This window comes from Methylobacterium sp., from assembly GCF_028290105.1.
In the GTDB taxonomy this organism is placed as follows: Bacteria; Pseudomonadota; Alphaproteobacteria; order Rhizobiales; family Beijerinckiaceae; genus Methylobacterium.
The window spans coordinates 1-11199 of record NZ_JAQGKL010000058.1; the positions used below are offsets into that span (position 1 = coordinate 1).

Genomic DNA, 11199 nt, shown 5'->3' on the forward strand with positions numbered 1-11199 from the left:
CAAACGCCCAGATGCCGCCGACGAAGGTGCCGACATTGAAGGACAGATCCCGAATGCCATTGCCGCCCCGGTCCTTGCCGAACACGAACACGGTCGGGGGAGCGACGAGCAGCTCGACGCGGCCGCCGAACGGCACAAACGGGGTCGACCAGACCAGAACCGGGACGTTGACGCCAGCGTCGACGGCCGACGGCCGATCGCGATTCTGATAGTCGAAGGTGGTAAGCGCATAGATGCCCTCGGGCAGCGGAGCGCCAGTGGCGAGGCCGACCTGCTCACCGGGAACAGTTGTGCTCTGAGCGTATGAAGCCGTGGCGGTCATGCTAGCGGTGAGCGCGAGCGCTCCGGCAACGAGCCAGTTCTTGGTCATCTTAGTTCGTCCTTCCCAAGGATTTCAGGTGTCCGCCACGCAGCCATCCGAACCATTCTGCCGATCCGCCGCTTCAGCGCGGCTTGTTTGCAGTCTGTCCGGGGGCCCCCTCTTGCGGCGGCGTCTCAAGTCTCAACGACGAGAACTATTCTACAGGACGCAGCGGAAGGACAGCGGAATGCTTGGAAACGGGGCAGTTCGGATCTCACCGTTGCGCAAAAGCCGCAATTTGGGGGCAGCGCAGCGGAAGGATTTGTTAACTATTTGAGCAGGTTCCCGGGCGGAACAAGCCTCGAGCGACGGCCGCTAACGGCAGAATAGCGCTGAATGCTCAAGCTGTTGCGGGAGGCTCGGATCGACGGGACGAACCGGCAAGGCTCCCCTGGCCAATGCGCAGAGGGTACCCTCCCCACCGCGGGATCACGACGGTCGGAGCGTGTCTGGGTGCGGTGCAAAAGCGGCCATAGGCCGAATCGCAGCGCCGGGTCGGCCGGGATCGTACCCGTCCCGACTATTCGGCGGCTTCGCGGCCCTTCGGCACGGAGGCCGGCCGGCGCGCGAGGACGTCCCGCAGGAAGCGTCCGGTGTGGCTCGCCCGGGATTTCGCGATCTGCTCCGGAGTGCCCTCGGCCACCACGACGCCACCACCGTCACCACCCTCCGGCCCCATGTCGATGACCCAGTCGGCGGTCTTGATGACCTCGAGGTTGTGCTCGATCACCACCACCGTGTTGCCCTGGTCCACGAGCTCGTGGAGCACCTCCATGAGCTTTGCGACGTCGTGGAAGTGTAGCCCGGTGGTCGGCTCGTCGAGGATGTAGAGAGTGCGGCCCGTGGCGCGCTTCGAAAGCTCTTTCGAGAGCTTCACCCGCTGTGCCTCGCCGCCCGACAGGGTGGTGGCCTGCTGGCCGACCTTGACGTAGCCGAGGCCGACGCGGGCGAGGGTCTCCATCTTCTCGCGGATGCTCGGCACCGCCTTGAACAGGTCGGCCGCCTCCTCGACCGTCATGTCGAGGACGTCGGCGATGGAACGGTCGCGATACTTCACCTCCAGTGTCTCGCGGTCGTAGCGCCGTCCCTTGCAGACGTCGCAGGTGACGTAGACGTCCGGCAGGAAGTGCATCTCGATCTTGATGACGCCATCGCCCGAGCAGGCCTCGCAGCGCCCGCCCTTGACGTTGAAGGAGAACCGCCCGGCCTGGTAGCCGCGCGCCTTGGCCTCGGGGAGCCCCGCGAACCAGTCGCGGATCGGCGTGAAGGCGCCCGTGTAGGTGGCGGGGTTCGAGCGGGGGGTGCGCCCGATCGGCGACTGGTCGATGTCGATGACCTTGTCGAGGTGCTCCAGACCGTCCAGGCGCTCGTAGGGCGCCGGGTGTTCGAGAGCCCCGTTCAGGGATTTCGCCACCGCCTTGTAGAGCGTGTCGATGATCAGGGTGGACTTGCCGCCCCCCGAGACGCCGGAGATGCAGGTGAAGGTCCCCAGCGGGATCTCCACCGAGACGTTCTTGAGGTTGTTGCCGCGCGCGCCCACGAGGCTGAGCTTGCCCTTGCGGCCCTTGCGGCGCGCGGTGGGCACCCGCACGCTCATCTCGCCGGTGAGATACTTCGCCGTGAGCGACGCCGGGTTCGCCAGCACTTCCGCGGGCGTGCCCTGCGCGATGATCCGGCCGCCGTGGATGCCCGCACCCGGGCCGACATCGACCACGTAATCGGCCTGCAGGATCGCGTCTTCGTCGTGCTCTACCACGATCACCGAGTTGCCGAGATCCCGCAGTCGCTTGAGCGTCCCGAGCAGGCGCTCGTTGTCGCGCTGGTGCAGGCCGATCGAGGGCTCGTCGAGCACGTACAGCACGCCCGTGAGGCCGGAGCCGATCTGCGAGGCGAGCCTGATGCGCTGGCTCTCGCCGCCGGACAGCGAGCCCGAGCCCCGCGCCAGGGTGAGGTATTCGAGCCCGACATCGATGAGGAAGGTCAGGCGGTCGCGAATCTCCTTGAGGATCCGGAACGCGATCTCGTTCTGCTTATCCGTGAGCTTGCCCGGCAGGTTCGAGAACCAGGCGTGGGCGTCGCGCACCGACAGAGCGGTGATCGCGCCGACATCGTGCATGGCGACCTTCACCGAGAGCGCCTCCAGCTTCAGGCGCTTGCCGCCGCAACTGGCGCAGGGCGTCTCGCTCATGAAGCGGGCGATCTCCTCGCGGGAGGTGTCGCTCTCGGTCTCCTTGTAGCGGCGCTCCAGGTTCGGGATCACGCCCTCGAAAGGCTTGGCGACCTCGTAGGCGCGCATGCCGTCGTCGTAGGCGAAACGCACGCTCTCGTGCTTCGTCCCGTAGAGCACCACCTCCCGCGCCTTGGCCGGCAGATCGGCCCAAGCGACGGTGGTCTTGAAGCCGTAGTGCCGGGCCAGCGCATCGAGGGTCTGGCCGTAATAGGGCGAAGTCGATTTCGCCCAGGGGCCGACGACGCCCCGCTTCAGGCTGAGCTTGGCGTCCGAGATCACGAGTTCGGGGTCGATCCGCATCTCGTGGCCGATGCCGCCGCAGGTCGGGCAGGCGCCGAACGGGTTGTTGAAAGAGAACAAGCGCGGCTCGATTTCCGCGATGGTGAAGCCAGAGACCGGACAGGCGAAGCGCGACGAGAAGGTCACAGGCTCGCGCGGCGTCTCGCCCTCCGGCGTATCCGCGAATTCGATGACCGCGATGCCATCGGCGAGTTCGAGGGCCGTCTCGAAGGAATCGGCAAGCCGCGCGGCGATGTCGGCGCGCACCACGATCCGGTCCACCACCACGTCGATGTCGTGCTTGAGCTTCTTGTCGAGCTTCGGCGCGTCGTCGATGGGGTAATATTCCCCGTCGATGCGCAGGCGCTGGAAGCCCTTCTTCTGGAACTCGGCGATCTCCTTTCGGTACTCGCCCTTACGGCCGCGAACCACCGGGGCCAGCAGATAGAGCCGGCTCTTCTCCGGAAGCGCCAGCACCCGGTCCACCATCTGGCTCACGGTCTGGCTCTCGATGGGCAGGCCGGTGGCGGGCGAGTAGGGGATGCCGACCCGCGCCCAGAGCAGGCGCATGTAATCGTAGATCTCGGTGACGGTGCCCACCGTGGAGCGCGGGTTCTTCGATGTGGTCTTCTGCTCGATGGAGATCGCCGGCGAGAGCCCGTCGATCTGGTCGACATCGGGCTTCGACATCATCTCGAGGAACTGGCGGGCATAGGCCGAGAGCGACTCGACGTAGCGGCGCTGCCCTTCCGCGTAGATCGTGTCGAAGGCGAGCGACGACTTGCCGGACCCGGAAAGCCCGGTGAAGACCACGAGACGGTCGCGGGGAATCGTCAGGTCGATGTTCTTGAGGTTGTGCTCGCGCGCGCCGCGCACCGAGATCACCCGCTGGTCGCGCGCCCCCTCGAACAACGCCTCGATCTTGGCCTCGACGCGCTCGGCCTCGGCTTGCGACTTCTTGGCGGCGGCTTTGGCTTTGGCCATGGGGTCTCTTCGGCAAGTCTGCGGGCCTGGGCGGGGCTGGGCTCGCCCGTCTCCACCCCGACGCCATGTCGGGCGGGTGCCCCCATGGGGCAAGGCGCGTATCGCGCATATCACATCCCCAACTAGAACAAAAAGCGTACACACTCAACATCGTGCCGTCCGGAAGCAACGGCACGAAGCATTCGGATGTCCTCGCCCGTGTGACCGCGTGCGCTCCTCACGGCTCGCGGACGATCCCCGCTTCGAGTGGCGCGATCCAGGACACGGCTACGGAAGGCGCGCCTGCCGATGTGCCGGAGGCGGCGGGCTTATCCAACGTGTCGGTCACCGATAGAACTCGATCGGCCATCCCTTCCCGAACGGCACGGCACGGCAGCAACGGCGTCGTCGAAACCTCGCGCGGAAACCTCGCGCGGGAGGCCTCTGCCTAAAAGTTGTGGCTCTGCTGTAAAAACCATCAAAAGATAGCCAAGCAACGGGACCTTTACGGTTGAGGCTCCAGAACCAGCCCACAACATCGGTCCCAGGCTCGGTTTCATGTCCGCTGGCTTCTTGTCTTCGCTTCGCTTTCGCATCCTCTTGGTTGCATTGGCGCCGTGCTTCGCCTTCGCGGTGGTGGCCGGCCTCGCCATTTCGGATCGCTTGAGCGAGCGCGCGCGCATGGTCCAAGTGCAGGACCTCGCTGGTCTCGCCGGCCGGATCGGCGCGTTCGTGCACGAGGCCCAGCGCGAGCGTGGCGCCTCCAGCTTGTTTCTCGGATCGAAGGGGACACAGTTCCGCGCCGAGCTCGCTGCTCAGCGCCTCCGAACGGACGGAGCCCGGACACGCCTCGACCTCGATGCCACCGGCAACGGCACGGACGCCTTCGGCCCCGCCGTCGCGCGCCGTCAAGCGGCCTTGGCGACCCGGATCGACGGCATCGCGGCGCATCGCAAGGGTGTCGACGACCTCGCGCGGAATCCGGCGCAGAACATGTCCCTGTATTCGGGCGTGATCGCGGGCGGGCTGGACCTCGTTCGCGAGATGTCCCAGGTCGCGGCGAGCGTGGACCTCGCCGCGCGCGTCTCGGCTTACTCGGCATTCCTGTCCCTGAAGGAACTCGCCGGCCAGGAGCGGGCGGTGGCGTCTGCGATCATCAGCGCCGGCCGAATCGATCTCGCCGGGCTCGAACGCCTGAGCAGCCTGCTCGCGGGGCAAACGACCTACGAGGCCCTGTTCCGCCTCGGTGCCGACCCGGCCGAGGCAGTCCTTCTCGACGCCGCCCAAGGCGCAGCGCCCGCGCGCGAGGTCGAGCGCCTGCGCCGGATCGTCCTCGATTCCCCGCCGGGCACGCCCTTGGCGTTCACCGATGCCCCGGCGTGGTTCGGGCTGGCCACGCAGCGCATCGACGGCCTGAAGGCCATTGAGGATCGGCTCACCGCCGACCTCGGCACCGCCGCCGGTCTTTCCCGGTCGCAGGCGGAATACGGCGCGACGCTGTGGATCTCGGCGAGTGTGGCCACCCTCGCACTGTCCTGCGCGCTGGCCTTCGCGTTCGGCACGGCCATCGCGCGTCCGCTCGCCCGGATCGCGGCGGCTCTCACGGCGATCGGGCGCGGGGAGGAGTCGGGGGCGATTCCCCGGGGTGGCGCGCGCGAGGTCCGCGCCATCGCGGCGGCGGCCAGCGATTTTCGCGACAGCGTGACGGAGCGCCAGCGCATCTCCGCGGAAGCCGAGGGCTTGGCGGCCCGTGCGGCGGCCGCCCGCCGCGAGGCGATGTCGGAACTGGCCGACCGCTTCCAGGCGCAGGCCGGCGGCATCGTGGAGGCCGTCTCGGCCGCTTCCAACCAACTGGAGACCGCCGCCTATGCCCTGACGCAGGCCGCGAACGACACCTCGACCCTGAGTCACGCCGTCTCCAGGGCTTCGCAAGATACGGCCGCCACCGCCGACACGGTCGCGGCGGCCACCGAGGAACTCAGCGCCTCGGTGCGCGAGATCGGCAATCGCGTCGAGAGTTCGGCGGCGGTGGCCGACGAGGCTGAGCGTGATGCCGCCCGGATGAAGGGCGACGTGACCCGCCTCGCTGCTGCCGCGAGCAGCATCGGCGAGATCGTCGGGCTGATCACCAGCATCGCAGGACAGACGAATCTGCTCGCCCTGAACGCCACTATCGAAGCTGCGCGGGCAGGAGAGGCGGGGCGCGGCTTCGCGGTCGTTGCAGCCGAGGTCAAGAACCTCGCGACGCAGACCGCCCGTGCGACCGAGGATATCGCCGCCAAGGTCGCGGAGATCGCGCACTCGACGGACGCGTCGGTCTCCACGATCACGGGTATCACGGAGGTGATCCAGCGCCTCAGCCGCATCTCGGGAGACATCTCGGCCGCCGTCGAGCAACAGGGCGCGGCGACGCAGGAGATTGCCCGCAACACCGCGCTGACCTCGGAAGGCACCCGTGCGGTCTCGGGGCACATCGTCGGAGTCCGCGAGGCCGCGGAATCAGCCAAAAGCGGTTCGGCCCAGGTCCTGGCTGCCGCCAGCGACCTCGCGCGTCAGGCTGAGGCCCTACGCAGGGAGGTCGACGGCTTCCTCGTCACCGTGCGGGCAGCGTGATTCGAGTGCGAATCAGCGGGCCGTCGTCCAGGGATTGATCACCCGCATCGCCGTGGTCTCGACCTTGATGGGCTGGTCGACGCTGGCGGGCATCACCTTGGCGGCGCGTGCCATCATTTTGCGGGCTTGGTCGGCAGGTATCGCGCCTACGGGGAGCATCATCGCAGCGAGCTGGCTGCGGGTGCGGCGATCGATGAAGTCGGAGCGGCCGACGCTCTCGAAGTCGCGGGCCGTGTGGCGGTCGTCGGTCTTCCCGACGAAGACCTTCGGGCCTTCCTTCATCACTACGATGTCGCCGGGGCGAAGGGTCTCGTCCTTCATGAAGGCGGCAGCCGGACCGGCCTTCATGTCGAGGGGCATCTGGCGATCCGTCACCTTGATCTGGAGCGGCTCGGATTTCGGCAGGGCGGCGTAGCGGATCTTCGGACGCTGGCGATAGGCCGGGTAGGACTGGCTGACAGCGCGACGGATCGAGCGCCGGGCATGGCCATATTCGGCCTGCTCGACGGGCTGGGCCGGTGCCACTTGCGGCGCCGGGCGCGCGGGGGCAAACAGCAGGTCGAAGAGGCCGCCATCGGCATTCTGTGCCTGGGCCGGCAGGGTGAGCATCAGCGCAACGAAGGCGGGCGCGATCACCGCGCGAGGCGCGGCGGATAGCGGAAGCGTCGGCATCGATCTCTCCGATTGCGGCTCCCGACCGCGCGTCGGGACGACACCTTAACAAAAGCACAACCTGAACAGTTCCAAGGTTTTCGAAACATGATGAGGCCGCCGCAAAGAGTTCGTGCAGGCGGCGATACGTTGTGCGCGAGAAGAGAATCATGCCGGCCGCGGGCCTTCGGATGCGCGGTCTGATGCCAATCTCCGCCCAAATGCCAATCTCCGCCCAGATGATCGCGCGTCCGCATCAGGTCGCGGCGAGCCGGGCGATCCTGGCCGCGCGTGCGGCGGGCCGTCCCGGTTTCCTGCTTGGCGACACGACCGGGCTTGGCAAGACGCTGTCGGTCTGGGGGGCGGTCGCCGCGATGCCCGAGCGCGAGGTTCTGATCGTCTGCCCGAAAGGCGCGATGCCCCAGTGGCGCCGGACCATTGCGCTCTCCGGCCTCGGCGAGAAGGCGGTCACACTCACCAATTACGAGCGCACCAAGGCGCTGATGGCACACCCCCAGGCGAGCAACCGCCGCTCGACGCGTGCCAGGAACAACGCGCTCGCCAAGCACGGCACGCCGAAGCGGGCCTGGTCCCTGGTGGTGTTCGACGAGAGCCATCGCATCCGGAACCCCTATGCCCAGCAGAGCCTCGTCTGCCGGCAGATCGCGCAAGCCGCCGCCTTCACGATCTATCTCAGCGCCACGGCGGGGCAGGCGCCGCACGAGCTCTCCTATCTCGGGCGCCTGCTCGGTCACGCGGCGGGAGAGCCGGCCGAGACCCTGGCGGAGTTCCGGGCGCTGATGCAGGGGCTCGGGATCGGACGAGCCAAGGGGCGCTGGACCAACTGGTCCTGGGATGCCAACCCGCGCGACTGCACCGTGATGGCCGACCTCCTGTTCAAGGGCGAGCGCGCGATCGGGATGCGCCGCCGCCCCGCCGATATCGCCGGCTGGCCGGAGGTGCAGCGCGAACTCAGCCCGGTGGCGCTGAGCCCCGCCGAGCGCCGCCTCTACGACGCCACCTGGCGGGAGTTCCGGCGGGAATGGGGCCTGGCGGGCGGCAGCACCCGCAAGCCGGCCGGATGGGCGGCAGACCTGCGCTTTCGCCAGAAGGCGAGCCTGCTTCGTGTGGCCGGCACCAGTGCTTTCGCCGACCTCCTGATCGAGGACGGCCAACAGGTGGCGATCTCGGTGGCATTCCTGGAGACGGGGGACGCCCTGGTCGAGGCGCTGCGCGGCGCCGGCTGGCGGGCCGATGCCATCACCGGCACGCGATCCGGCGAAACCAACGAGGCGACGCGGCTCGCCTTCCAGACCGGCGATCTCGACGTCGTGGTCTTCACCGTCACCGAGGCGATCTCGCTTCACGAGGGCGAGATGCCGGGGGCCGAGAAACCCCGTGCCCTCATCGTCCACGACCTACGCCACAGCGCGATCCAGCTCGCGCAGATCGAGGGGCGCTGCCACCGAGACGGCCGGCAGGCGACGATCTACTACGCGTTGGCGGAGGGCACGGTGGAGGAGAGCATCGCCGCCACCGTCGTCGGCCGCATGGCGTCCATGGAGGCGATGGCGGGGGAGGACACGACGCTCCTCGACGCCATCGCGGCGGCGATCGGCGACACGCCGGAGCCCGCGACACCCTGAGACGCGCGGTCTGGCCGGAACGGGATCGAACCGCCACGGTTGTGGCCTCAGGGCCGTGCGCTTCCGCGACCCACAGACCGACACCGAGGGCCTCAGACGATGGGACGACCGACGACGAGCCTGCGCAGCCTGATCAGCGAGGGCCTGCGCCACGGTGGCGACCTCGTCGGCCAGGAACTCGAACTGATGCGGCGGGAGACGGACGGGAACATCCGTGCCATCCTGGGCCTCATCGCACGCTTCGGCACCGCGATCGTGCTCGTGGTCGCGGCCCTGATGATGCTGTTCGTTGCCCTGGTGAAGGGGCTCGCCGCGCTGATCGGCTCCGAAATCCTGGCGGCCCTCATCGTCGGCAGTCCGTTCGCCGCCATCGCGCTGATCCTAACGACGATGGGCCTGCGAAGGATGGCCCGCGGCAACCTGCTGCCGCGCCGCTTCGAGCGACAGGTCGCGAAGGACGCGACCCTGGTGACGGATCGCGTCGGCGACTAGGTTTCAGGCGCCGGCCACGGAGGCGAGCAGCGCGTCCTTGTCCACCCCGAGTGCGCCCGCGATCTCGGCGAGCGCGGCGTGCTCGACGGCGCTGATGCCCGCCTGGTCCGCGACATCGGCGGCGATGAGGAAGACGCTACGGCGCTGGTCGATCTCACGCTCCGCGAGGGCGGAGACGAAACGCAGGTTCTCGGCCCGCCCGGCGCGGGTGCGCGCGCGGGCGATGCCCTCGAACAATTCGGCTTCCAGCTTCAGGGTGTCGTAGCCCTTTTCCAGGATCGGGTTGGCGCGCATGCCCGCGAGCGCGGCCTCGATCTCCTCCTCGTCGATCTCGTAATCGGCCAGGATGACGTTGGCCGCAGCGGAGACGGCCCCCTCCATCAGGGCGCGGTCACCGATATAGGCGGTCATGGTCTGGCTGAAACGCCCGACGAAATCCTGAAACACACCCATCGACGTCCCCGAGAACCCTGGTGTCCAGCGATGCCTTGGCCGGACGGATCGCGCCCGGGCGGCATCGCGAAAGATCGGCTGCATCAAAAGCTTGGCGCCGATGCGCTGTCAACGCGCCGGCCCCGCCCGACGTGGCGAGCTCGCCTCACGAAACGTCGGGCTTGGGCGGATAGGCATGCGTGCACCCACTCGGATCGGTGACCCGCCAGCCCTCCACGCGCGCCTCCAGATAGTCCGGTCCCGCCGGCACCTTGCCGTGCCCGCCCGGAATGTCGAGGACGTAGAGGGGCTGGGCGAGACCGGAGAGCCGCCCGCGCAGGCCCCGCATCAGCTCTCGCCCCCGCGCGAGGTCGGTGCGCAGGTGGCCGGTACCCGGTGCGAGGTCCCCATGATGCAGGTAGTACGGCTTCACCCGGTTCTCGACGAAGCGGCGCATCAGGAGGCTCAGGGTGTCGGGATCGTCGTTGACCCCGGCGAGCAGCACCGACTGGCTGACCAGCGGGATGCCGGCATCGACCAGCCGGGCGATGGCGGCCTCGGCGGCGGGCGTGAATTCGCGTGGGTGGTTGGCGTGGAGCGCCACGAAGACCGCGCGGCCGAAGCGCTTCAGGGCAGCGATCAGATCGCCGGTGACGGCGCCGGGATCGACCACCGGCACGCGGGTGTGGAAGCGCAGCACGCGGACATGCGGGATGGCAGCGAGCGCCGCTGCGATCCGGGCAAGACGCCGGGGCGAGAGCGCGAACGGATCGCCGCCCGTGACCACTACCTCCCAGATCGCAGGATCCGCCGCGATATAGGCCAGCGCCCCGGCGAGATCGGCCTCGCTCAGGGTGCCCAGCCCGTCCGGGCCGACCATCTCGCGCCGGAAGCAGAAACGGCAATAGACCGGGCAGACATGGAGGGGTTTGAGCAGAACCCGATCCGGGTAGCGGTGGACGAGGCCGGGCAGGGGGCTGTGGGCCGCGTCGCCGATCGGATCGGCGTCGTCCTCCGGCCGCGTCTCCAATTCCTCGGCCGATGGCAGGAACTGGCGCGCGATGGGGTCGGCGGGATCGCCGGCGTCGATCAGCTCGGCCATGTCGGCCGTCACCGCGACGGCGTAGCGGGCCGCCACGGCCTCCAGGGCCGGCAGGTCGGCGCGGGCGGCCAGCCCAGCCCGGACCAGGGCCGCGGGATCGCGCAGGTTCTGGTTCATGAGGACGCGCCCGCAACAGGCGTCCAGATCACGTCCTCGATCCGGGGTGCGCCGGTTGCCAGCATCACCAGTCGATCGAGCCCCAGCGCGATGCCGCTCGCCTCCGGCATGATCGCGAGGGCGGCCAGAAAGTCCTCGTCGAGGGGGTAGGCCTCGCCGTAGACGCGCGCCTTTTCCTCCATCTCAAGCACAAACCGCCGCCGCTGCTCGTCGGCGTCGGTCAACTCGCCGAAGGCGTTGGCGAGTTCGACGCCGCAGGCATAGAGCTCGAAGCGCTCGGCCACGCGCGGGTCGCGCGGGCTGGGACGCGCGA

The 11199-nt window shown here is 68.6% G+C and carries 8 protein-coding genes and 1 pseudogene; 3 read left to right on the forward strand and 6 right to left on the reverse strand.

Going from position 1 to position 11199, the window contains the following annotated elements:
- Together JWQ05_RS04360 and uvrA are read right to left on the reverse strand one after the other, a co-directional pair.
- Nucleotides 1-370 (reverse strand): annotated as a pseudogene (locus JWQ05_RS04360) (transporter); the annotation flags it as partial.
- 511 nt (nucleotides 371-881) lie between these two features.
- A complete protein-coding gene (gene uvrA / locus JWQ05_RS04365) occupies nucleotides 882-3854 on the reverse strand; it encodes an excinuclease ABC subunit UvrA (protein WP_299655046.1) in 2973 nt (990 codons plus the stop codon).
- A 537-nt stretch (nucleotides 3855-4391) separates the two neighbouring features.
- Here uvrA and JWQ05_RS04370 point away from each other — a divergent pair.
- Nucleotides 4392-6446 carry a nitrate- and nitrite sensing domain-containing protein gene (locus tag JWQ05_RS04370; protein WP_299655049.1) on the forward strand — a complete coding sequence of 685 codons (2055 nt, stop codon included), beginning with the start codon at nucleotides 4392-4394 and terminating at the stop codon, nucleotides 6444-6446.
- A gap of 12 nt (nucleotides 6447-6458) precedes the next feature.
- On the opposite strand, the gene JWQ05_RS04375 is transcribed toward JWQ05_RS04370, so the two are convergent.
- Nucleotides 6459-7118 carry a hypothetical protein gene (locus tag JWQ05_RS04375; RefSeq protein ID WP_299655051.1) on the reverse strand — a complete coding sequence of 220 codons (660 nt, stop codon included), beginning with the start codon at nucleotides 7116-7118 and terminating at the stop codon, nucleotides 6459-6461.
- A gap of 218 nt (nucleotides 7119-7336) precedes the next feature.
- On the opposite strand from JWQ05_RS04375, the gene JWQ05_RS04380 reads away from it, so the two are divergent.
- Both JWQ05_RS04380 and JWQ05_RS04385 read left to right on the forward strand, forming a co-directional pair.
- Complete coding sequence (locus JWQ05_RS04380) at nucleotides 7337-8743, forward strand: DEAD/DEAH box helicase family protein (RefSeq protein WP_366944552.1); 1407 nt, start codon at nucleotides 7337-7339, stop codon at nucleotides 8741-8743.
- Between the two features lie 99 nt (nucleotides 8744-8842).
- Entirely contained in the window at nucleotides 8843-9235 is a 393-nt protein-coding gene (locus tag JWQ05_RS04385) for a phage holin family protein (RefSeq protein ID WP_299655054.1), read from the forward strand.
- Between the two features lie 3 nt (nucleotides 9236-9238).
- Here JWQ05_RS04385 and JWQ05_RS04390 read toward each other — a convergent pair whose 3' ends face one another.
- The 3 genes from JWQ05_RS04390 to JWQ05_RS04400 all read right to left on the reverse strand — a co-directional run.
- The gene (locus JWQ05_RS04390) at nucleotides 9239-9688 is read right to left on the reverse strand and encodes a Tellurite resistance protein TerB (protein ID WP_299655057.1); all 450 of its coding nucleotides are present in this window, start codon (nucleotides 9686-9688) and stop codon (nucleotides 9239-9241) included.
- 145 nt (nucleotides 9689-9833) lie between these two features.
- Nucleotides 9834-10886 (reverse strand): lysine-2,3-aminomutase-like protein, encoded by a 1053-nt coding sequence (locus tag JWQ05_RS04395; RefSeq protein ID WP_299655060.1) that lies wholly within the window; start codon nucleotides 10884-10886, stop codon nucleotides 9834-9836.
- Nucleotides 10883-11199: amino acid--tRNA ligase-related protein (locus tag JWQ05_RS04400; RefSeq protein ID WP_299655063.1), on the reverse strand; the 317-nt coding region annotated here is incomplete at its 5' end. The genes JWQ05_RS04400 and JWQ05_RS04395, both read right to left, overlap by 4 nt.